20 protein-coding genes are annotated in these 21,436 nt (G+C 61.1%); 13 read left to right on the top strand and 7 right to left on the bottom strand.

What is annotated here, in order from left to right; all coding sequences use genetic code 11:
* Window positions 1-30: 30 nt before the first annotated feature.
* The 8 genes from RGAI101_RS08630 (at window position 31) to RGAI101_RS08595 (ending at window position 8,719) form a co-directional block, all read left to right on the top strand.
* The gene (locus RGAI101_RS08630; RefSeq protein ID WP_008228173.1) at window positions 31-519 is read left to right on the top strand and encodes a class I SAM-dependent methyltransferase; all 489 of its coding nucleotides are present in this window, start codon (window positions 31-33) and stop codon (window positions 517-519) included.
* A gap of 168 nt (window positions 520-687) precedes the next feature.
* On the top strand, window positions 688-1,464 hold the full coding sequence (locus RGAI101_RS08625) for an IclR family transcriptional regulator (RefSeq protein ID WP_008226954.1): 777 nt from the start codon (window positions 688-690) through the stop codon (window positions 1,462-1,464).
* 23 nt (window positions 1,465-1,487) lie between these two features.
* Window positions 1,488-3,584, top strand: coding sequence for an FAD-dependent oxidoreductase (locus RGAI101_RS08620; protein WP_008226753.1), 2,097 nt, complete (start codon window positions 1,488-1,490; stop codon window positions 3,582-3,584).
* A gap of 48 nt (window positions 3,585-3,632) precedes the next feature.
* Window positions 3,633-4,838, top strand: coding sequence for an acyl-CoA dehydrogenase family protein (locus tag RGAI101_RS08615; RefSeq protein WP_008227268.1), 1,206 nt, complete (start codon window positions 3,633-3,635; stop codon window positions 4,836-4,838).
* Complete coding sequence (locus RGAI101_RS08610) at window positions 4,835-5,968, top strand: acyl-CoA dehydrogenase family protein (protein ID WP_008228093.1); 1,134 nt, start codon at window positions 4,835-4,837, stop codon at window positions 5,966-5,968. The genes RGAI101_RS08615 and RGAI101_RS08610 overlap by 4 nt, the downstream gene beginning before the upstream one ends.
* The gene (locus RGAI101_RS08605) at window positions 5,949-6,377 is read left to right on the top strand and encodes a PaaI family thioesterase (RefSeq protein ID WP_037227793.1); all 429 of its coding nucleotides are present in this window, start codon (window positions 5,949-5,951) and stop codon (window positions 6,375-6,377) included. Before RGAI101_RS08610 ends, RGAI101_RS08605 begins: the two co-directional genes overlap by 20 nt.
* The gene (locus RGAI101_RS08600; RefSeq protein ID WP_008227630.1) at window positions 6,374-7,147 is read left to right on the top strand and encodes an oxepin-CoA hydrolase, alternative type; all 774 of its coding nucleotides are present in this window, start codon (window positions 6,374-6,376) and stop codon (window positions 7,145-7,147) included. The genes RGAI101_RS08605 and RGAI101_RS08600 overlap by 4 nt, the downstream gene beginning before the upstream one ends.
* Window positions 7,148-7,225: 78 nt before the next feature.
* Window positions 7,226-8,719 carry a class I adenylate-forming enzyme family protein gene (locus RGAI101_RS08595; protein ID WP_008225524.1) on the top strand — a complete coding sequence of 498 codons (1,494 nt, stop codon included), beginning with the start codon at window positions 7,226-7,228 and terminating at the stop codon, window positions 8,717-8,719.
* A gap of 79 nt (window positions 8,720-8,798) precedes the next feature.
* Here the strand turns inward: RGAI101_RS08595 and rpe are convergent, their stop codons facing one another.
* The 3 genes from rpe to RGAI101_RS08580 form a co-directional block, all read right to left on the bottom strand.
* A complete protein-coding gene (gene rpe, locus RGAI101_RS08590; RefSeq protein ID WP_008228463.1) occupies window positions 8,799-9,488 on the bottom strand; it encodes a ribulose-phosphate 3-epimerase in 690 nt (229 codons plus the stop codon).
* 108 nt (window positions 9,489-9,596) lie between these two features.
* On the bottom strand, window positions 9,597-10,598 hold the full coding sequence (locus RGAI101_RS08585) for an NAD-dependent epimerase/dehydratase family protein (RefSeq protein ID WP_008225680.1): 1,002 nt from the start codon (window positions 10,596-10,598) through the stop codon (window positions 9,597-9,599).
* Window positions 10,595-13,798 carry a 4Fe-4S dicluster domain-containing protein gene (locus RGAI101_RS08580; RefSeq protein ID WP_008225416.1) on the bottom strand — a complete coding sequence of 1,068 codons (3,204 nt, stop codon included), beginning with the start codon at window positions 13,796-13,798 and terminating at the stop codon, window positions 10,595-10,597. The genes RGAI101_RS08585 and RGAI101_RS08580 overlap by 4 nt, the downstream gene beginning before the upstream one ends.
* Window positions 13,799-13,923: 125 nt before the next feature.
* Here RGAI101_RS08580 and RGAI101_RS08575 point away from each other — a divergent pair, with 125 nt between their 5' ends.
* The 5 genes from RGAI101_RS08575 to RGAI101_RS08555 all read left to right on the top strand — a co-directional run bounded on the left by RGAI101_RS08575 (window position 13,924) and on the right by RGAI101_RS08555 (window position 17,812).
* Window positions 13,924-14,943, top strand: coding sequence for an ABC transporter substrate-binding protein (locus RGAI101_RS08575; protein WP_008226147.1), 1,020 nt, complete (start codon window positions 13,924-13,926; stop codon window positions 14,941-14,943).
* A 63-nt stretch (window positions 14,944-15,006) separates the two neighbouring features.
* The gene (locus tag RGAI101_RS08570) at window positions 15,007-15,774 is read left to right on the top strand and encodes an ABC transporter ATP-binding protein (RefSeq protein ID WP_008227148.1); all 768 of its coding nucleotides are present in this window, start codon (window positions 15,007-15,009) and stop codon (window positions 15,772-15,774) included.
* Window positions 15,767-16,561, top strand: coding sequence for an ABC transporter permease (locus tag RGAI101_RS08565; RefSeq protein ID WP_008226422.1), 795 nt, complete (start codon window positions 15,767-15,769; stop codon window positions 16,559-16,561). Before RGAI101_RS08570 ends, RGAI101_RS08565 begins: the two co-directional genes overlap by 8 nt.
* A gap of 66 nt (window positions 16,562-16,627) precedes the next feature.
* On the top strand, window positions 16,628-16,843 hold the full coding sequence (locus tag RGAI101_RS08560) for a DUF2945 domain-containing protein (RefSeq protein ID WP_008225694.1): 216 nt from the start codon (window positions 16,628-16,630) through the stop codon (window positions 16,841-16,843).
* 3 nt (window positions 16,844-16,846) lie between these two features.
* Complete coding sequence (locus RGAI101_RS08555; RefSeq protein WP_008226801.1) at window positions 16,847-17,812, top strand: DNA topoisomerase IB; 966 nt, start codon at window positions 16,847-16,849, stop codon at window positions 17,810-17,812.
* On the opposite strand, the gene RGAI101_RS08550 is transcribed toward RGAI101_RS08555, so the two are convergent.
* From RGAI101_RS08550 to RGAI101_RS08535, 4 genes are all read right to left on the bottom strand, one after another.
* Entirely contained in the window at window positions 17,809-18,441 is a 633-nt protein-coding gene (locus RGAI101_RS08550; RefSeq protein WP_008226622.1) for a nucleoside/nucleotide kinase family protein, read from the bottom strand. The genes RGAI101_RS08555 and RGAI101_RS08550 overlap by 4 nt on opposite strands.
* Window positions 18,438-19,214 carry an ATP-binding cassette domain-containing protein gene (locus RGAI101_RS08545; RefSeq protein ID WP_008226171.1) on the bottom strand — a complete coding sequence of 259 codons (777 nt, stop codon included), beginning with the start codon at window positions 19,212-19,214 and terminating at the stop codon, window positions 18,438-18,440. Before RGAI101_RS08545 ends, RGAI101_RS08550 begins: the two co-directional genes overlap by 4 nt.
* Entirely contained in the window at window positions 19,214-20,275 is a 1,062-nt protein-coding gene (locus RGAI101_RS08540; protein WP_008227054.1) for an ABC transporter permease, read from the bottom strand. Before RGAI101_RS08540 ends, RGAI101_RS08545 begins: the two co-directional genes overlap by 1 nt.
* 95 nt (window positions 20,276-20,370) lie before the next feature.
* A complete protein-coding gene (locus RGAI101_RS08535; protein ID WP_008227991.1) occupies window positions 20,371-21,390 on the bottom strand; it encodes a sugar ABC transporter substrate-binding protein in 1,020 nt (339 codons plus the stop codon).
* Window positions 21,391-21,436 lie beyond the last annotated feature (46 nt).

Here is a 21,436-nt window from a genome sequence, read left to right as displayed (position 1 = left end):
TACCACGTATTGCACAAAGGGAGCCGCAAAATGAGCCGTCTTGACATTTTTATCAACCGGATGGTGTCACAGCGCGCCTGCCTGAACCACGCCGTCGCCCTGACCAAGGGCCAGCCGGGTCCGGTCTTTGAATTGGGTTTGGGCAACGGACGCACCTACCACCACATGTGCGAGATCATGCCCGAGCGCGAGATTTTCGTCTTTGAGCGTGCGGTGGCGTCAAACCCCGACAGCACCCCTCCGGACGATATGCTGCTGCTGGGAGATGTGCACGACACCTTGCCCGCCGCGTTGGAGCGTTTCGGGCCCGCGGCGCGGCTGATCCACGCAGATCTGGGGGGGCATAATCTGGCCAAGAACGACGCCTTTGCCCGTGCGATTTCACCGCTGGTCGAACCGCTGTTGGCCAGCGGTGGCCTGATGGTGTCCAGCGACCGGATGTATTTCGACGGACTGACCGAAATCCCGCTGCCTGCAGATGCGGTGCCCGGGCGCTGTTTTATCTATCAACGCAGCTAGGCTTTGCATCCAGAAGATGCGGTTACCTTAAGGCTTTTGGCACCAGTCAGGAGCCAAGGCAGATTTTTGTCCCCACGTCCTTGTTGCAATCAAAACAGCTGGCAGGTACGTATCCGCAATGCAGAGTAAAATTGTGTTTTACATAGTAAAACAAACCGAGGTGGAGACATGAATTCGGTCCCCGTTGATCGCAAATTCGCCAATACACTGGCCCGTGGCATGGCTGTGCTGCGGGCATTTCGCGCCAGCGACAGTGGATTGACCCATGCGCAGATCGCCGACCGGACCGGACTGCCGAAACCCACCGTATCGCGCCTGACCTATACATTGTGTTCCTTGGGGTACCTTAGCCACGGGGGGCGCAATGACCGCTTCCGGCTGGGGCCGTCGGCGATTGCCTTGGGGTCGGTGGCATCGGTGGCCGTGAATTTCCTTGATCTGGCATCTGATGCCATGCAGCAACTGGCCGATGATACCGGTACGCTGGGGCTGGTCGCGGTCCGCGATGACGCCCGCATGATGCTGGTGCGCACGTGGCGGCCGCAGAACGCATCGACGATCTGGCTTGAGCCGGGGCACCGGATTCCGATCCTTGGCTCGTCCTCCGGCATGGCCGTCGTGGCGTCACTTAGCGAAGAGCGCTTTGAGCAGTTGACGGCCGATCCGGATATGCGACAGTTCCGGGCGGAAGGATTCAAACAATTGGTTGCTCAAGGTTTCGCTTCATCGCTGGGGGACTCGCGCTATGCCAACGGCGTGCACGCGGTCAGCGTGCCGTATTTCGCGGAAGAGTTCGGCGAACCGGTCGCCTTTTCCATGGGGGCCACGCCGGGTGACCTGCCCGATGCCCGCATCCAAAACGAGGTCGGTCCGGCCTTGCGCGACCTCGTGCGCGCGCTTGAAACACGGACAGGCCGCAAACCCGCGCTAAGCCGTCGGGACTAATCAAAGTGACAGGAAGTATTTAGATGACTGACAAGATTGCCTATACCCGCAGCGGTGACATTGCCGTGTTGCGCTTGCAGAACCCACCGGTCAACGCGCTGTCCCATGCCGTCCGGCTGGGTCTGGTCGCCGGGATCGAACGCGCCGAGGCTGACACGGGCGTGAAGGCGGTTCTGATCGTGGGCGAAGGCCGCTCCTTTATCGCCGGTGCCGACATCACTGAATTCGGCAAGACGCCGCTGGAACCCTACCTGCCTGATGTGTGCAAGCGGATCGAGGCATCGCCCCTGCTGGTCGTCGCGTCGATGCATGGCGTCAGCCTGGGCGGTGGTCTGGAAATCGCGCTGTCGGCACATTACCGCGTTGCACAGCCTTCAGCCATCGTCGGCCTGCCCGAAGTGCATCTGGGCCTGATCCCCGGTGCCGGTGCGACGCAGCGCCTGCCGCGCCTGATCGGCGTGGATGCCGCGCTTGACCTGATCACCTCTGGCCGTCAGGTCAAGGCCCCCGAGGCGTTGACGCTGGGCATCATCGACAAGGTGGCCGAAGGTGATCCGCAAGAGGTCGGCCTTGCCTATGCCCAAGAGCTGCTGGATGCCGCTGCCCCCCGCCGCGCGGTCAGCGAAATGGCCGCCCCCGCCGCCATCGATTGGGATGCGGCCTATGACGGGACGCTGAAAAAGGGCCGGGGCCAGATTTCGCCTGCACATGCCGTGCGCGCCGTGCAAGCGGCTTCGGAATTGCCCTTTGACCAAGGCATGGCCGCCGAACGCAAGATTTTCACCGATTTGATGGAAACCGACCAACGTGAGGGCATGATCCACGCGTTCTTCTCCGAACGTGCCGTTGGTAACCTGCCAGAGCTGAAGGGCGTGCAACCCCGTGCGTTGCAATCCATCGGGATCATCGGCGGCGGGACCATGGGGGCAGGGATCGCGACGGCGGCGCTGCTGGCCGGTTTCAACGTTGTCCTGATCGAGATGAAGCCAGAGGCCGCGGAAGCCGCAAGGGCCCGTATCGCGGGCAACCTGTCCGGCGCGCTCAAGCGTGGCAAGATCACACAGATGAAATTCGACGCCATGACCACCGTCGCACTTGAAGTGTCGGTCAACTACGAGAGCCTCGCCTTGGTGGATCTGGTGATCGAGGCCGTGTTCGAGGACATGGACGTCAAGAAGGACGTGTTCGGCAAGTTGGATGCCGTGTGCAGGCCCGGCGCAATTTTGGCGTCGAATACATCCTATCTGGACATCAACGAGATCGCGGCCAGTACGTCGCGCCCCGCGGACGTTATCGGGCTGCACTTCTTTTCGCCCGCGCACATCATGAAACTGCTCGAAGTGGTTGTGGCTGACAAGACTGCGCCGGATGTGGTGGCCACGGGCTTTGCCCTTGGCAAGGCACTCGGCAAGATCTCTGTCCGGGCAGGGGTGTGCGACGGGTTTATCGGCAACCGCATTCTGGCGACCTATCGTACCGCCGCCGATCACATGGTGCTGGACGGCGCGTCGCCCTATCAGATCGACAAGGCGTTGGTCGATTTCGGCTTTGCCATGGGGCCGTTTGCCGTGGGCGATCTGGCGGGGCTGGACATCGGCTGGGCCACGCGCAAACGCAAGGCGGCGACACGTCATCCGGCGGAACGTGTGCCGACATACCCTGACAAAATCTGCGAAGGCGGCAACTTTGGCCAGAAGACCGGCAAGGGCTACTATGTCTACGAGGCCGGTAGCCGTGGCGGTGTCCCGAACCCTGAAGTCCCCGTTTTGATCGAGGCAGAGCGCAAGGAACTGGGCATCACCCCGCGTGATTTCACAGATGCCGAGATCGTGCGCCGCTACATGGCCGCGATGGTGAACGAAGCCGCAAGACTGCTGGGCGAAGGCATCGCGAAACGTCCCCTCGACATCGATATGGTGCTGCTGTTTGGCTACGGCTTCCCGCGCTATTGGGGTGGCCCGATGAAATGGGCCGACCTGCAAGGCCTGCCTGAACTGCTGGCCGATATCGAAACCTACGCCAAGGACGACGCATGGTTCTGGGAACCCGCGCCGCTGCTGAAACAACTGGTGGCAGAGGGTCGCACCTTTGATGACCTGAACAAAGACGCCGCTAAATAAAGTAACAAGGGCGCAATGCCCGAACGACATCAACCGGAGGAAAGATTAATGGATCTGAGCTACAGCGACGAAGAAAAGGCCTTCCGCGCCGAAGTGCGCGCCTTCCTTGAGGAAAAGCTTCCCAAGGAAATGAGCGATAAAATCCGCAAGGGGGAAGAACTGGGCAAAGCGGGTCAGGAAGAATGGCATGCCATCCTGAACGCACAGGGCTGGCTGGCCCCGAACTGGCCCAAGAAGTTCGGCGGTGCCGAATGGAACGCGGTTCAGCGCCACATCTTCGAGGAAGAGGCCGCCGCACATTACGCGCCGCGCATCGTGCCGTTCGGTCTGTCGATGCTGGCACCTGTGCTGCAGAAATTTGGCTCCCAAGAACAGAACGATTACTGGCTGCCCCGTATTCTTTCGGGCGAAGACTGGTGGTGTCAGGGCTATTCCGAGCCGGGTGCCGGGTCCGACCTTGCCTCTCTCAAGACCGAGGCCGTGTTGAACGAAGAGGGCACGCATTACATCGTCAACGGTCAGAAGACCTGGACGACCCTTGGCCAGCACGCCAACATGATCTTCTGTCTCGTACGCACCGACAAGACGGTAAAGCAGCAGGAAGGTATCTCGTTCCTGTTGATCGACATGGACACCCCCGGCGTCGAAGTGCGCCCGATTATCCTGCTGGATGGCACTCACGAGGTGAACGAAGTCTGGTTCACCGACTGCAAGGTCCCTGTCGAAAACCTGGTTGGCGAAGAAAACAAAGGCTGGACCTATGCCAAGTACCTGCTGACCCACGAACGCACGAACATCGCGGGCGTCGGGTTCTCTCAGGCCGGTCTGACAGCGGTTAAGCGGATCGCACGGGCCGAAATGTCCGGCGGCAAGCCGTTGATGGAAAACCCCCACTTTGCGGCACGAGTTGCACGGGTTGAAATCGACCTGATGGCGATGAGCACGACCAACCTGCGCATCGTCTCAAAGGCGGCAGCGGGCGCGGCACCGGGTGTCGAATCGTCCATGCTCAAGGTCAAAGGCACGATCATCCGTCAGGAAATCAACGATCTGGCGCGGCGTGCCGCAGGTGCTTACGCGATGCCCTTCGCATCCGAAGCGATCGAAGGGTCCAACCTTGCCCTGCCTGATCCGTTGAATGCCGGCCCCGTGGCCGCGCAGTATTTCAACAACCGTAAACTGTCGATCTTTGGCGGCTCGAACGAAATCCAGCGCCAGATCATTGCCAAAACAACGATGGGAGGTGGAGCATGAACTTCGACCTGACAGAAGAACGCCAAATGCTGCAAGACAGCCTGCGTCGTTTCCTGCGCGACAAATACGATACCGCGACACGCAACAAGATCCTTGAAAGTAACACCGGGTTTTCCGCCGACATCTGGAACGGCCTTGCCGAACTGGGCGTCATCGGCGCGCTCTTCACCGAAGATCAGGGCGGCTTTGGCGGTGCTGGTTTCGACATCGCGGTGGTGTTCGAAGAGCTGGGCCGCGCAGGCGTGGTCGAACCGTTCCTTGATACCGCCGTTCTGGGCGGCGGTCTGATTGCCGAGCTGGGCAATGACGACCAAAAGGCCCATGTCGAGGAAATCATCGGCGGCGCGCTGCAACTGGCGTTTGCCCACGGCGAACCTACCAGCCGCTATGACATGAACCGCGTCAGCACCACGGCCAAGGCCGATGGCGACAACGTCGTGTTGAACGGCCGCAAGGCTGTCGTCGTGAACGCTGAAAACGCCGACATGCTGGTTGTGTCTGCGCGCGAAAGCGGTGACGTGGCGGACGAAGATGGCATCTCGTTGTTCCTGGTGCCCGCGGACGCCAAGGGTATCACGCTGCAAGGCTACGCACTGCTGGCCGGTGGCCGTGCTGCGGAAATCACGCTGGATGATGTGACTGTGCCTGCCTCTGCCCGTCTGGGTGACGCTGGCAAGGCATACCCCGCGATCGAGGCCCGCATCGCAGCCGCAAACGTTGCGATCTGTGCTGAAACGCTGGGTGCGATGGAAACAGCGTGCCGCCTGACGCGCGACTATCTGATGACGCGCAAACAGTTCGGCAAACCGATCGGCACGTTCCAGGCGCTTGCGCACCGCATGTCCGACCTGCTGATCGAGATGGAGCAGGCACGCTCTGCCGTGATCGTCGCTGCGGGCCATCTTGAGCATCCCCACAAGGCCCGCGAAAGCCATGTGTCCGCCGCCAAGAACCTGTTGGGCCGCGCCGGACGTCTGGTTGCCGAGGACAGCATCCAGATGCACGGCGGGATTGCCATGACGCAGGAATACGAACTGGCCCATATCGCCAAGCGTATCATCATGGCCGACCACCGCTTTGGCGACACTGACCACCATCTGGAGCGCTACATTGCCATCGCAGCAGCCTGATGAAAGCTTGCTGATCCGGGACGAGACCGGCACCCAAACGCTGGTCGGGTATGTCGTTGACATATCCGATCCGCCCCACGGGCGCTGCTACCTTGATCTGGGTCCGCAACACCTCAACCGCCATGGAGTTCTTCATGGCGGTATCGCGGCCACTTTGCTGGACAACGCATGTGGCATGACCGGATCGCTCAGCGTTGATCCCAAGGGTCTGAACCCGTTCTTGACGATTTCGCTGACCACGCAATTTCTGGCGGCGGGAAAACCCGGGCGGGTCACTGCCACGGGGCGCATCAAGGGGGGCGGGCGCAGCCTGCTTTATATCGACGCCGAGCTGGTCCACGAAGATGGCACCGTGATTGCCACATCGACGGGCGTGTTCAAACGCGTCCCACAGGAGAAATTGACATGAGCGCACGGATTGAAGACAAGGGCGACCGGATCATCGTCTGGAACGGGAATGCGCACAAACGCGGTGCCCTGTCGCCGGAACTTTATGCCTGCATCAAAGAGGCGATTGAACTGGCCGCAGCCCCCCGTATCCGCGCGGTCATCCTGACCTCCGAAGGCGATTTTTTCTGCGCGGGGGGCGATTTGAACGTGTTGATCGCACGCCGCGAGCTGCCCGAGGATGTGCGCCGCAGCAAGATTGACGAATTGCATGACGTGGTGCGCGCGATCCGGAACAGCCCGGTGCCTGTGATCGCCGCCGTCGAAGGTGGAGCTGCCGGTGCGGGCCTGTCCTTTGCGCTGGCCTGCGATCTGATTGTCGCCGCGAAAGGTGCCAAATTCACGGCAGCCTACGTCAAGGCAGGCCTGGTCCCCGATGGCGGCCTGACCGCGTCGCTTGCCCGCGCCTTGCCGCGCCAGTTGGCGATGGAAATGTGTTTACTGGCGTTGCCGGTCACGGTCGACCGGATGCATGACCTTGGCGTTGTGAATGCGCTGGCCGAACCCGGGGCGGCGATGGACGGTGCCATGGCCTATGCCGACCGTCTGGCCCAGGGCCCGCGTCAGGCGCAGTCTGTCATTCGGGGCCTTGTCGCCCAAGGGTACGACGTGACCGAAGCCGCGCAACTGGATGCCGAACGCAACGCCATGGCCCATGCCGCCGGTGCCGAGGAGGCCGCCGAAGGCATCGCCGCGTTCCTGGAAAAGCGCAAACCGAATTACGGCGGCTGAAATGTTGCCAAACTGAATACGCGCTTTCAGTCCGTTCGGGCGGAAGGCGTCCATAACCTGCGAGGAGGCAGAGCAATTATGGCGCGTGTAGAGGATTATCTTGCACATCAGATCACGACACGGGGCGATGCACAGGCCCTGAGTGACAGCGTGGGGGCCCGCTGGACCTTCCGCGATCTCGACAAGGCATCGGATGACGTGGCCGAAACGCTAAAGGCATCCGGCGTGCAGCCAAATGACCGCGTCCTGCTGTTGTCGGAAAACTGCGCGGCGGCTGTGGCCACCATCTTTGGCACCTGGAAGGCGGGCGCGGTAATCATTCCGGTCAACGCCAGACAGACCGAGGGCGAGGTCAAACGGATTCTGGACCATGCCACACCGGCAGCCGTTCTTATGACCACCGGCGCATCGCCGGACGCGGGTAAGCACGCCGAAGGCATGGGCGCACAGGAAATCACGGGTGCATTCGGTGCGCTGCATATGGCCAAGCCCATCGCCAGCAATCCCGATGCCGACCTAAGCGACGTTGCTGTGTTGCTGTACACAACGGGCACCACGGGCGACCCGAAGGGTGTGATGCTGACCCATGCAAACGTGCGCTTTGGCGGGATGACATCGGCCAACCTGCGCGGCATGACACCGGGTGATGTGGTCTATGGCGTGTTGCCGCTGACCCATGTGTTCGGTCTGTGTTCGGTGCTGACCGCATCCTGCTATATCGGGGCCGAAGTCCGGCTTGAGGCGCGTTTTTCGGCTGAAAAGCTGTATAATGCGTTGACGTCGGGCGTGAATTTTCTGTCTGCAGTGCCGCAGATGCACGCATTGCTGATGCAATACACCAAGGAAAAGGGGCTGACCCAGCTTAATTCGGAAACCCTGCGCTATGTGTCGTCGGGGGCAGCGCCGCTTGACCCTGCCTGGAAGCGCAAGGCCGAAGGATTTTACGGCGTGGCGATCCAGAACGGCTATGGCATGACCGAAACCACTGCCGGCACATCGGCAACGTCCAACCCGATCGGATCGCCTGATGTATCCGTCGGCCCGCCACTGGCCGGGATCGAGGTCAAGATTGACGACACCGTCGAGGGCGGCAGCGCGGGCACCGGCGAAGTGCTGACCCGTGGTCCGCACATCATGAAGGGCTATTACAAGAACCCGACCGAGACTGCGAAAGTGGTCGATGCAGACGGGTGGCTGCGCACGGGTGATTTGGGCAAGCTTGACGAAAATGGGCTGCTGCATATCCTGGGCCGGTCAAAGGAACTGATCATTCACGGCGGGTTCAACGTGTACCCCCCCGAGGTAGAAGCCGCGATCAACGACCACCCGCAGGTGATCCAGTCTGCCGTGATCGGGCGCAGCAAGGATGGTGACGAGGAGGTGCTGGCATTTGTCCAGATCGCCGAGGGCGACAGCCTGACTGCCGATGATCTTCGGGCGTTCGTGAAAGAGCGGCTGACTGGCTACAAGCGCCCGAAACACATTATCATCGGCACCGCCTTGCCGGCAGCGCCAACGGGTAAGATCCTGAAACACAAGCTGATCGCGACGTTTAAAGACCAGCTTGACTGACCCTGCTGAAACAAAAAAAGGCCGGCCCTCGCGATAGAGGGCCGGCCTTTTCATGCGCAGTGCTGCGTTTGGGCGAAATTCAGACGTAAACGCCGGAGGCCGCTTCGCGGATGGCGCGGATGTTATCGCCGTAAGGACCGGGGTTGGTGACCGAACCACCGCGGAACACGGCTGAACCTGCGACCAGAACATCGGCACCGGCTTTTGCTACGGTCGGTGCGGTATTCACATCCACGCCGCCGTCGATTTCGATATGCACCGGACGGTCGCCGATCATGGCGCGCAGGGTTTTGATCTTGTCCGTCATGTCGATGAATTTCTGACCGCCAAAGCCGGGGTTCACGGTCATCACGCAGACCAGATCGGTGATATCGAGCAGATGTTCAACCGCCGACGCCGGTGTGCCAGGGTTCAGCGCCACGCCTGCCTTGGCCCCCGCGCCACGGATCGCCTGAAGCGTGCGGTGGATATGGGGGCCTGCCTCGACATGGGCGGTGATGAAATCGGCACCCGCCTGCGCGAAGGCATCAATGTAGGGATCAACGGGGGCGATCATCAGATGCACGTCCATGATGCCCTTGATATGGGGCCGGATTGCGGCGCATGTGGTGGGGCCAAAACTGATGTTGGGCACGAAATGGCCATCCATCACATCGACATGGACCCAATCGGCCCCTTGCGCCTCGACGGCGGCGCATTCGGCCCCGAAATTGGCAAAATCGGCGGCAAGGATCGAGGGGGCTATTTTGATGGAGCGATCGAATGTCATGTGTCTGGGCCTTATTGGGAGGGTTGGGCGCGATATAAGCATTGGCAGTGCCGGTGGCAATCGGCGGAGCCTTCGGCGAGGATTTTAGACCATTTGGAATACAGGGCGTCAGATCTTGTAATAATCGCGGTACCAGTCGACGAAGTTTTGCAAACCGGTTTCGATGGGGGTGACGGGGCGCTGGCCTGTCAGGTTTTGCAGCAAGCTTGCATCCGCCCAGGTGGCGGGCACATCGCCGGGTTGCATGTCGTGGTAGGTCTTGATCGCCGCGCGACCGCAGGCCTTTTCGATGGCGGCAATGAAATCCATCAACGGCACGGGGCTGTCGTTACCGATGTTGACGACGCGGAAGGGCGCGACGTTGGACAGGCTGTCGTTTTCAACGGGCGTGTCACCCGGCACGGTGTCGATCAGCGCAAGGATCGAGGCGGTCAGATCGTCGATATAGGTAAAGTCGCGTTTCATGTCGCCGTGGTTGTAGATGTCGATCGGGTCGCCGTTCAGGATCGCTTTGGTGAATTTGAAATGCGCCATATCGGGGCGACCCCATGGGCCATAGACGGTAAAGAACCGGAACATGGTGATCGGCAGATGATAAAGATGCGCATAGCTGTGCGACATGTTCTCGGTCGCCTTTTTGGTGGCGGCGTAGAACGACATCTGCGTGTCGACCTTATGTGTTTCCGCATAGGGCATGTCGGTGTTCGAGCCGTAGACCGAGGAGGTCGAGGCCAGCAGCATGTGCGCGGGGGGGTAGGCACGGGCGGCTTCGAGCAGTTCGAATGTCCCGATCAGGTTTGCCTCGACGTAGTCGCGGGGCGCTTCGATGGAGTGGCGCACGCCAGCTTGGGCTGCCAGATGAACCACTGCGTCGGGGCGGTGCTTTTCGAAAATCTCCATCAGCGTGCCGGGGGTTTCCAGCCGGTCTTTGATCACGCTGAAGCCGGCATGCTGGTTCAGCATCGCCTGGCGGCGTTCCTTGAGGGCGACGTCGTAGTAATCTGACAGGCAATCCAGCCCGATGACCTTCCAGCCTGCGTCCAGCAAAGCGATAGAGGTGAAATATCCGATGAATCCGGATGATCCTGTGACGAGGGCGGTGCGGGTCATAGCTCAATCTCCAATACGCCACCGGGGGAAGCCGCGCGGGACTGGCACAGGATCAATGTCGACTCGCGCTGTTTGGCGGAGAGGACGAAATCGCGGTGCTCTGCCTGCCCGGACAGCAGCGTGCATTTACAGACACCGCATATGCCATCTGCGCATTTGATGTCCAGTTTGATATCCGCAGCGATCAGGGCGTCGCTGGCGGATTGATCCGCGCTGACGGGGATGTCGCGGCCGTCTGGCAACCGCAAGGTGAAGGGATGGTTGGTGTATTCGGGCTGTGCGGGCGGGGCGAAATATTCCAGATGCAGGGCATCGTCGGGAAGGCCCCGTGCCTTTCCCGCCGACATCACCGCTTGCATGTAGGCGTCAGGGCCGCAGGTATAGGCGTGGGTGCCGTTGGGCGCACTTGCCATCAGTGTATCCATATCTGCGCGCGTGCCATCGGCGCTGATATGAAGGTGAACGCGGTCAGCCCACGCGACATCGGCCAGCAGGGGCGCGAAAGCGGCGGCCGTTTGGGTCGGTGCCGAATAATGCAGTTCAAAGGGGCGTCCAAGTGCGTGCAAGCGGTGGGCAAAGGCGATCATCGGCGTGACGCCGATCCCGCCGCCGAACAGCAAGCTATGCAGCGCGTCCTGCACCAGTTCAAAGTGGTTAACGGGGGCAGACACAAAGACCCGCCGCCCTTTGGAAAAGATCCGGTGCAGCAGGGCCGATCCGCCACGACCCGCGTCCTCGCGCAGGACAGCGATGCGAAAGCGGCTGCGTTCGGCTGGATCGCCCAGCAGGGAATAGGGGCGCAGATATTCGGGAGCCACGACCAGATCAAGATGCGCGCCCGCCGTCCAGAGGGGCAGATCGGCACCGTCTGGATGGGCCAAGTCGTAGAGCGTCACGCTGTCGTTCAGCTGCTGAACCGCTGTGATGCGCAGGTCCAGCACAGGTGATTCAGCCCCCGCATCGTAAAGGTGTAAATGATCCGTTTGACCCATGGCACTGCGCGCGCGGTGTTCGTCTGCCGACAGCAATGCGGCATGCGCTTTGATCCCGGCCTCGCGGTTCATCGGGTCGGGGTAGGGCCACGGATGGGGCGCAAGCGGGGCAGGGTAGACGGCCATGGTCTGATCCTTCGCGCGCAGATCCAGATCACGCTGCAAGCCACGGGCGTTGACCGGATGGGACGGCTTTGTGACATCGCCGCTGCGCTGCTGTTCGATGTCCCACCACCATTTCTTGACCGGGTTCAGCCCGCCACGCCCCAGAGCATCGTCCAGCTTTGCCAGCAGGGGGGCGGCGGCGGGGATGGTGCTGGCGGCCCAGCGAAACGGGGCTTCGGCGAACAGCCCTTCGAGGTTCCACGGGCAGGTTTTCATGCAGCGCCCGCACATCGACCCGCCCTTGTTGGTAATCCGGTAGGTGGCGCATTTCTGGCTGTCGGATTTCCAGATCTCATAGCCATTAAACATCTTTTTCGGCCCTGCGGTGATCGCCCCGCTGGGGCATTCACGGGCACATTTATTGCAGGCGTCGCAGAATTTTTGCAGGCCGAAATCTATGGGCCTGTCATGGGTCACGGGCATGGTGTGGGTGACGACGCCGGATTTCAGACGTGGCCCAAGGAACGGGTTCAGGATGACCTCTCCAATGCGGCTGACTTCGCCCAGACCCGCAAGCAACAGCAGGGGCGGTTGCAACACGTCGCCATCCATCACCGTATGCGCCTTGGCCTTGAAACCGAGATTGCGCAAATGTTGCGCCAGAATGCCGCCCAGAACGGCAAACCGCAAATAGGCCCGCATGGATTGAGCCGTGCTGATCCAGTCATCACCCGAAGCACCCTCCATCGTGTCGAACCCCTGATCGATCACCGTGCTGAGCGCGTGATCATGGGGCGGCGTGACAGGGGTGCCGGTGGCGTCGTGGCTGTACCATGTCCAATCGGGACACGCCGACAGGCCCGCCGCATCGACACCCAGAAAATAGGCAGCAGCCTTGATGTTGGCGGCGTTTCGGTCGGGGGTGTCGCCTTGTGGGGCGTCGGCAATCGCCCCGTCCTGCAAGAGGATCATCGCCCCCAGCAAACGGCGCTGCGCGGCAGCGGGGGCGGATTTGACGATATGCTGGCCGCCTTTCATGGCATCCTGCACCTTTGGGCCCATGTCGCCGAACTGGCCGCGTGCGAACATGTCGGTGCGTTTGGGCACGCGCGGCACGTTGGGGGCATCGATATAGGTCGTGGGCTGTTCGACGCGTTTCAGGGTTTCGAACGGGTGCGGGCCATCAACAAAATTGCGTTTGGCATAGGGGTCGTGGCTGCGCGCGCTCGCCCCGCCATGGGTGCCAAGCTGCCAGACATGGCCGCGTAAAACCGATGCCGGCTGTTGATTGAGCGGGCGCAACGGCTGATCGGCAGCCAGCGCCATATCGGTCGTGACAGCGGCCAGACCAAAACGGGTGCCGAGCCAGGGGGCGTTGGCCTCGCCATTCTCCAAGACGGTCAACCCGGCGGCCAGCGACAACTGCGGCAGATGCACGTCGCTGGTGGTGGCACTGTGGGCGCGGGCGTCAAACCCGAGGATGCGCAGGTATTCGGCCAGCACGGTCGCGTTCTCGGTCGCGCGGATGGCGGCGCGGTGGGCCTGCGCACCGATGATCCAGTCGCTGCCCGGCTCGGTCGCTGCAGGATCGCGGGGATAGGCGACAAGCATGACGATGGCATGGGTGTGATGACGGATGGGCGCGCTGTCAGCCCCGGCGGTGTCCCGCAGATTGGCCATGATCGCGTCCACACCCGAAGCCAAGGTCTTGGTCTGGCGGTTTTTCAGATCCTCGCCCAAGGCGGCGGTGTCCGGGTTCGCGCGCGGTTCGCTCAGGAACGCTTTGGGGGGCAGCGCGCAGATGCCAACCATGGACGCGTCATTGTAATAGCCGAACGCCTTGAGGTGCTGCGCTCTTTCAATCGGGTCCTTGGGGATATCAACCGCCTGCGTGTTCGGCTGCCCGGCGCGCACGGCGTCCATCATGGCCTGAAACGGGCCCATGGCGTTGATGATGCTCTGCGGGCGATCGGTCGCGTCAAAGGACAGCGGCGGGAATGGCAGGTCAGGCAGCGGGGGCGTTGAGGGTTCCGACCTGCGTAAACGCTCAAGCGGATAGGGGCCAAGATGGACGGGGCGCGATTTGCCTGAAAAAAGCTTCATGCTGCAAACGCTCGCATTCCTTTGTGCAAAATACCAGTGCCGTTGCACGCGCCGTGACGGGGCGGCCATCTTGACACGCGCGTGTGATGCGACCCATTGTCCGCCCATATTCATGGGAGGATAGGATGACAGTTTTCAATCGCCGTCAGGCACTGGCCACTTTGGGGGCCGCCACAGCCGTGGGCCTTGCTGCCCCAGCCATCGCTCAGGGCAAAAAGATCACCTTGGGCGCGCTGCGCTTTACCAGCCATTCCGGGACATTCGTCGCGGTGCAACGCGAGTATTTCAAGCAGGCCGGGCTGGATGTCGAACTGAAGTTCTTTCAGGCCGCACAGCCCATGGCCGTCGCCATCGCCAGCGGGGATGTCGATTATGCCGTAACGGCGATTTCGGGCGGTCTGGTATCGCTGGCCGATAAAGGTGCGATCAAGGTGATCGGCGGCGCGCTGTCCGAAGAGCCGGGCATCGACGGGCAGAAGTTCCTGGCATCGGATGCGGCGTTCCAGGCGGGCGTGACGGCACCGGGGATGCTGGATGGCAAAAGCTTTGGCATGACCACGGCGGGGTCGTCGTTCCATTACATGGGGTCCAAGATGGCGCAGGCCGAAGGCATCTCGATGTCCTTCAAGCCGCTGCAAAAAGTAGGCGCGATCATTGGCGCGCTGAAGACTGGCCAGATCGACGCGTGGTCCATCGTGCCCCATATCGCCAAACCATTGGCAGGGTCGGGCGCTGTGCATATCATCGGCAACGTGTCCGATTATCTGCCCGACTACCAGGTTACGACCGTGTTCACATCAACCAAGAACGCCACGGAAGAAAAGCAGCAGACGCAGGATTATCTGGCCGCCTATTCCAAGGGTGTTGCGGATTACAACGCAGCCATGATCGCCAAATCCGGCAGCGACGACGGCATGGCCGAGATGGTCAAGCTGATCCACAATTATGTCTACACTGACAAGTCGCTTGAAGACGCCACACCCGGCATCGTCAACGGGACGATGCGCCTGAACGAAGGGGCCGCGATGAACGTGGGCTCGGTGCGTGACCAGCTTGAGTGGTTCCAGTCCGAAGGGTTGGTCGACAGCGACATCGCGTTGGACGCGTTGATCGACACGTCCTTTGTCGAAACCATCGGCGCGTAAGCGACCGGAAACGAAAGGGGCCGGGCAGATGCTGTTCGGCCCTTTGCATTTTAAGGATAGTTCATGGACCTAAGGTTGGCAGGCGTAAGCCATTACTACGGCGAAACCGAAGTGCTGCACGACATCACGCTGGATATCCCGTCAGGCCAGATCGTGTGCATCGTGGGGCCGTCGGGCTGCGGCAAATCCACGTTGCTGCGGATGCTGGGCGGGCTGGAAAAGCCGACCAAGGGCGATGTCTTGCAGTTGGGGTCCCCACCCGAGGGGTGTCTGAACCCGCTGACCTATATCTTTCAGGATTTCGCGCTGCTGCCATGGCGGTCGGCGCGCGGCAACGTGGCGCTGGTGCTTGAGGATCACGGGCTGGACGCTGCCCGAAGGGACCGCATCATCGACGACGTGCTGGCGCGGACCAAGCTGACCGAATTCGCCGATGCGCTGCCACGGCAACTGTCCGGCGGCATGAAGCAACGGGTGGCGATTGCACGCGCCCTGGCGGTGAACCCCGCCGTGATGCTGATGGACGAACCGCTGAGCGCGCTTGACAGCCAGACGCGCGAATTGCTGATGGACGATCTGATCAACCTGTGGACCCGCCAGCCCTTTACCGCTGTCTACGTGACCCATAATCTGGCCGAGGCCGTGCGCCTTGGTCACAAGATCGTCGTGCTGTCGCGCCGCCCCGGCCAGATCCGCGAGATCGTCGATCTGACAACGCCACTGGCCGACCGCGCCTATGGCGACGCCGACCTTGAGGTCCAGCAACAACATCTGTGGGGGCTGATGCGCGAAGAAGCGGCTGCCGCAGATGCGGAGTTGATCCATGTCTGAGCTTACCAAACCGGTTGATTTTCGCGGCGGCGGCTTTGCCCCCAAACGCAGGCGCGGCATGGGGCTTTTGGTCTTTGTCTTGCTGATTTTGCTGGCGGAATGGGGCACGCGGACGGGCTTCATCTCGAACCTGACGCTGCCGCGCCCGTCCGATGTCGTGCTGACCTTTGTCGAATTGTGGGACAGCGGATTGCTGTTCAAGCACCTGATCCCCTCGCTAAGCCGCCTGGCCGTCGGGGCGACCATCGGGGCCAGTATCGGAATCGCCGTGGGCGTGATGATCGGCCTTTTCAGCTATGTGCGTGCAGGGCTTGTGCCGCTGGTCGCAGCACTGTTTCCGATCCCCAAGATCGCGTTGCTGCCGCTGTTCGTGATCTGGTTCGGCATCGACGAGGCCAGCAAATTCGCGCTGATCGCCTTTGGTACCTTCACCCCCACCGTCGTCGCAACCTATGCGGCCGTCGATAACGTGGACCGCAGCCTGATCCGCATGGGCCAAAGCTTTGGTCTGACGTGGTGGTCCATCGTGCGCAAGATCGTGTTGCCCGGTGCGATGCCGGGTATCCTGTCGGGGTTGCGGATTTCGCTGGCGATCGCGATCATCCTGCTGGTCGCCGCAGAAATGCTGGGGGCGGAATACGGCATCGGGGCCTATATCCTCGAAGCGGGCAGCCTGTATGATCTGGAACGCCTGTTTGCCGGTGTGGTGATCCTGTCGGTCCTTGGGGTGGGTGTCAGCACCGTCATTGGCGCAATCGAGGCGCGGGTTTTGCGCTGGCGGGTGTAATTCAGACCGGAACCTATGGTACCCGCCCGTCGTTTGCCTTCTGACGCAATTCAGGAGCAACGCGGCATGGCACAGATTTCCAAAGGCACAAAGGTTGAATGGAACTGGGGGCAGGGGACTGCCAGCGGCAAGGTCAAAGAGGTATTCACCGAAAGCGTCACGCGCACCCTCAAGGGCAACGAAGTGACCCGCGACGGATCGGACGACACGCCTGCCTACCTGATCGAACAAGAGGATGGGGACGAGGTGTTGAAGCTGAGCACCGAAGTCGAGGCGTGTTGAGGAATGGCGTCATCTGACCTGATTTACTACGGTGACGACCGGCCCGGCATCGCGCGGCTGCGCAATGGCGATCACTTTACCTACAGAGCCGCCGATGGCACGACGATCGACCGCAAGACCGAAAGGGCGCGGCTGGATGCAATGGCCGTGCCGCCGGCCTATGAAGATGTCTGGATGTCGCCGCTGGCGAATGGTCATCTGCTGGCCACGGGCCGCGACGCGCGGGCACGCAAGCAATATCGCTATCACGAGAAATGGGCGGCCGCGCAGGCCGAAACCAAATTCAACGGTCTGGTGGCATTTGGACACGCGCTGCCGAAACTGCGCCGTCTGGTCAAACGCGATCTGGAGGAAGACGCGGGCGAACGCGTCTTTGCGCTGGCAAGCGCCGTGACGCTGATCGACCGCGCTTCGCTGCGCGTCGGCAATGCCGATTACAGCCGCGAAAATGGCAGCTATGGCACGGTGACCTTGCAGAACCGTCATGTAAAGCTGGACGGCAACAAGATCAGCCTGCGCTATACTGCCAAAGGGGGCAAGAAAGTGCGCCGCCAGATCAACGACCGGACACTTGCCAAGACCCTTGGCAAGATCAACGACTTGCCGGGGGCAGAACTTTTGTCTTGGATCGACGCCGATGGCGACGTGCATCAGCTGAATTCGACCGCGCTGAACAACTACATCGCGCAAGCGGCAGGCGACGATGGCTTTACCGCCAAGACATTTCGCACATGGGCGGGCACTGTCGCCGCGTTCGAGGTGGGCGAAAAGGGTGCGGCTACCATCAAGGACATGGCGCGGGCGGCCGCGCAACAGCTTAGCAACACGGCCACGGTCGCGCGCAACAGCTATATCCATCCCGCGGTGATCGACCTGGCGGGTGCCGACCCGCTGGAAATTGACGTTGGCCGAACATCGGGCCTTTTTGCCGCCGAAGCGCGCCTGCTGGCGTTCTTGGAAGACGACTAGGACACGAAGGTAACGTCGATATCGCAGGGCAGGCGTTTGGCATAAATGCGACGTGCATTGGCCATGTCATTGCCATCGGCACGCGCTTCGGCCTCGGCCTGCGTGTGGTCATGGGTCAACCAGCGATCAACAAGGCGTGCGCGCAAGACGTCTTCGGGCACAGTCAAAAAGACGCTTAAATCCCATGACAGGACAAGTGCACTCCATGCTGTATCATCAAACAGCAGGTAATTTCCTTCGACGATAACCGTTTCGACATTCGGTGCCACGGTCGCCGCAGCAGCGATGGCAATATCACGGCTGCGGTCGAAACGCGGGATGTAGACCTGTTCGTCTTGCGACAGTGCACTGATCAGCCGGGTCAGGCCCCCGACGTCGAATGTTTCGGGCGCACCTTTGCGGGACCGCAGTCCCATCTGGTCCAGCAACGCGTTGTCCAGATGGAAGCCGTCCATCGGCACGACCTGCGCCCGGTGTCCGTCTGCATTCAACTGGCCCACGATATCATCCGCGAGGGTTGATTTGCCGCTCGCCGGTGCGCCTGCAACCGCAACCAGACGCCGCCGGCCCGAAAACGGGGCGGCGGCGATGGTGGTGCAGATCGTCTTAAGGTCCGGGGCCAGTGTCACGCGGGGGCCATCACGGGCGGTTCTGCCGCACCGGTCATGAAGGCAACCGCGTCCGACATGGTATGTTCGCCGGGCTTGATCACGCACAGACGCCGGCCCAGTCGGTGAACGTGAATACGGTCTGCGACTTCGAACACATGAGGCATGTTGTGGCTGATCAGAATGATCGGAATGCCACGCGACCGCACATCCTGGATCAGTTCCAACACCCGGCGCGATTCCTTGACCCCAAGGGCGGCCGTTGGTTCATCAAGGATGATGACCTTTGATCCGAAGGCTGCCGCGCGGGCTACCGCCACGCCTTGGCGCTGGCCACCGGACAACGTCTCGACCGCCTGATTGATGTTCTGGATCGTCATCAGCCCCAGTTCGTTCAGCTTTGCGCGGGCCGTGTCTTCCATGCGCTTGCGGTCAAGCTGGCGCAGGAACTTGCCGCGAAACCCCGGTTTGCGCAACTCGCGGCCCATGAACATGTTGTCGGCAATCGACAGGGCCGGGGACATGGCAAGCGTTTGATAGACCGTTTCAATGCCCACATTGCGCGCATCGATGGGCGAGGTGAACTTTACCTTCTTGCCCTCGAGAAACACATCGCCCGCATCGGGGATCACCGCGCCGGAAACCGCCTTGATCAGGGATGACTTGCCGGCACCGTTGTCGCCGATCACCGCCAGAATTTCACCGGGCATCAGATCGAAGTCGCAATGATCCAATGCGGTGACGCGGCCATATCGCTTGACCAGACCGCGCCCTTTGAGAATGGGTTCAACCATCAGACCGATACCTTTCTAATCCATTGATCCACGGCCACAGCTGCAATGATCAGCGCACCGATCAGCAGATAGGTCCATTGTGCATCCGCCCCCATCAGCCGCAGCCCAAGGGTAAAGACACCGACGATCAGCGCGCCGAACAGCATTCCCAGCACGGAGCCACGCCCGCCGAAAAGGCTGATGCCGCCAATCACGACTGCGGTGATGCTTTCGATATTGGCCAGCTGCCCGGAAGTGGGCGACACCGACCCGATCCGTCCGATCAGGGCCCAGCCCGCAAAGGCGCAGATCAGCCCCGCCAGCATATAGACCGACACAAGCACGCGTTTGACATTCACACCGGACAGTTCAGCCGCGTCAGGGTCGTCGCCTACGGCATAGACGTGGCGGCCCCAGGCCGTGTGGCGCAGGACATAGGCCAGAAACAACACCAGCACCACAAGGAAGATCACTCCGTAAGTAAAGATCGCCCCGCCGATATTGATCTTTTCGCCAAAGAGCTGAAGCAAGGGGGCATTGGCGCTGATGTCTTGGCTGCGGATGGTTTCATTGGCGGAATACAGGAAATTCGACGCCAGAATGATCTGCCACATGCCAAGGGTCACGATGAACGGCGGCAGCTTCATGTAGGCGACCAGCCAGCCGTTGACGAAGCCGCAGGCCGTGCCGCACAAAAGCCCGCAGACCACGGCGATTTCCGGGGGCAGCCCGTAGCGGAATGAAAACTGGCCCATTACGACCGAACTTAGCACCATGATCGCACCAACCGACAAGTCAATGCCAGCGGTCAGGATAACAAGCGATTGCGCCGCCCCTACGATGCCCACGATGGCCACCTGTTGCAGGATCAGCGTCAGCGCGAAAGGCGAGAAGAACTTTGACCCCAGCAGGATGCCGAACACGATCAAGGACAGGACCAGAACGATCAGCGGCACCAGCGATGGCGTCACATGCAGCGCATGCTGCAGCTTGTTGATCAATGATTTTCCGGTGTCGGCGAATTCGGCAACGGCCTCGGGGCTTCCCTTGGCGGCGGATTCGTAATTCGTAGGGTCAGACATGGTGCGCCCCTGCAGTTATGAAATTTCAGAGTATCAGGATGGTTTCGGGGCAGGCACGTGACCTGCCCCTGGACTTGCGTCTTTATGGTAAAGGCTTAGCCCCAGCAGCGATCTGTGCCTTCCTGAACAGAGATCGATTCAACACCGTCAACAGGCTGGTCCGTGACAAGGGAAACGCCCGTGTCAAAGAAATCCTTGCCTTCGGTTGGCGCGGGCTTGGTGCCGTCTTTTGCAAACTGCGCGATTGCTTCGACGCCTTTGGAGGCCATCAGCAAAGGGTACTGCTGCGAGGTGGCACCGATGATGCCGTCGGCAATGTTGGACACGCCGGGGCACCCGCCATCGACAGACACGATCAGCACATCGTTTTCACGGCCGATGGATTTCAGCGCTTCGTAAGCACCGGCTGCCGCGGGTTCGTTGATCGTGTAGACCACGTTGATCATCGGGTCCTTGGCCAGAAGGTTCTCCATCGCCTTGCGGCCGCCTTCTTCGTTGCCTGCCGTCACGTCGTTGCCGACGATGCGCGGGTCTGTTTCATCGCCCCATTTGTTCGGGTCGCCCAGATCAATGCCGAAGCCTTCCAGAAAGCCCTGGTCGCGCAATACGCCGACGGTCGGCTGGCTGACGGCCAGATCGAGCATGGCGATTTTCGCATTCGCCGCGTCATCACCCAGCTTGGCAGCGGCCCATTGGCCGATCAGCTTGCCTGCAAGGAAGTTGTCTGTCGCGAACGTCGCATCAGCCGCATCGGCAGGGTCCAGGGGGGTGTCCAGAGCGATCACGACAATGCCCGCGTCGCGCGCCTGCTGCACGGCAGTCACGATCGAAGAGGTGTCGGAGGCGGTCAGCAGGATACCCTTGGCACCGTCTGCGATGCAGGTTTCAATCGCGGCCACCTGTGTTTCGTGATCGCCGTCAATCTTGCCGGCAAAGGATTTCAAGGTCATGCCAAGCTCGGCTGCCTTGGCTTCGGCACCTTCCTTCATCTTCACGAAAAACGGGTTGGTGTCCGTTTTCGTGATCAGACAGGCGGTAACGCTATGCGCATCGGCCATTGCGCTGCCGGACATGGCGGCAAATGCGATTGCGGTGCTTGCGAGTAATGTTTTCATGATCCCCTCCCAGAAATCGGTGCGGCGACTTTCGCGCCAAGTTTAG

Origin of the sequence: Roseobacter sp. GAI101 (assembly GCF_000156335.1) — a bacterium.
Lineage (GTDB): Bacteria > Pseudomonadota > Alphaproteobacteria > Rhodobacterales > Rhodobacteraceae > Sulfitobacter.
This window is presented reverse-complemented; position numbering and strand designations above follow the sequence as displayed.

Coding starts and splice junctions, on each gene's coding strand:
- RGAI101_RS08555 (WP_008226801.1), top strand. CDS start 16,847: ATGGCGTCATCTGACCTGATTTACTACGGTGACGACCGGCCCGGCATC.
- RGAI101_RS08625 (WP_008226954.1), top strand. CDS start 688: ATGAATTCGGTCCCCGTTGATCGCAAATTCGCCAATACACTGGCCCGT.
- RGAI101_RS08595 (WP_008225524.1), top strand. CDS start 7,226: ATGGCGCGTGTAGAGGATTATCTTGCACATCAGATCACGACACGGGGC.
- RGAI101_RS08580 (WP_008225416.1), bottom strand. CDS start 13,798: ATGAAGCTTTTTTCAGGCAAATCGCGCCCCGTCCATCTTGGCCCCTAT.
- RGAI101_RS08600 (WP_008227630.1), top strand. CDS start 6,374: ATGAGCGCACGGATTGAAGACAAGGGCGACCGGATCATCGTCTGGAAC.
- RGAI101_RS08585 (WP_008225680.1), bottom strand. CDS start 10,598: ATGACCCGCACCGCCCTCGTCACAGGATCATCCGGATTCATCGGATAT.
- RGAI101_RS08570 (WP_008227148.1), top strand. CDS start 15,007: ATGGACCTAAGGTTGGCAGGCGTAAGCCATTACTACGGCGAAACCGAA.
- RGAI101_RS08560 (WP_008225694.1), top strand. CDS start 16,628: ATGGCACAGATTTCCAAAGGCACAAAGGTTGAATGGAACTGGGGGCAG.
- RGAI101_RS08610 (WP_008228093.1), top strand. CDS start 4,835: ATGAACTTCGACCTGACAGAAGAACGCCAAATGCTGCAAGACAGCCTG.
- RGAI101_RS08615 (WP_008227268.1), top strand. CDS start 3,633: ATGGATCTGAGCTACAGCGACGAAGAAAAGGCCTTCCGCGCCGAAGTG.
- rpe (WP_008228463.1), bottom strand. CDS start 9,488: ATGACATTCGATCGCTCCATCAAAATAGCCCCCTCGATCCTTGCCGCC.
- RGAI101_RS08545 (WP_008226171.1), bottom strand. CDS start 19,214: ATGGTTGAACCCATTCTCAAAGGGCGCGGTCTGGTCAAGCGATATGGC.
- RGAI101_RS08565 (WP_008226422.1), top strand. CDS start 15,767: ATGTCTGAGCTTACCAAACCGGTTGATTTTCGCGGCGGCGGCTTTGCC.
- RGAI101_RS08620 (WP_008226753.1), top strand. CDS start 1,488: ATGACTGACAAGATTGCCTATACCCGCAGCGGTGACATTGCCGTGTTG.
- RGAI101_RS08540 (WP_008227054.1), bottom strand. CDS start 20,275: ATGTCTGACCCTACGAATTACGAATCCGCCGCCAAGGGAAGCCCCGAG.
- RGAI101_RS08535 (WP_008227991.1), bottom strand. CDS start 21,390: ATGAAAACATTACTCGCAAGCACCGCAATCGCATTTGCCGCCATGTCC.
- RGAI101_RS08630 (WP_008228173.1), top strand. CDS start 31: ATGAGCCGTCTTGACATTTTTATCAACCGGATGGTGTCACAGCGCGCC.
- RGAI101_RS08575 (WP_008226147.1), top strand. CDS start 13,924: ATGACAGTTTTCAATCGCCGTCAGGCACTGGCCACTTTGGGGGCCGCC.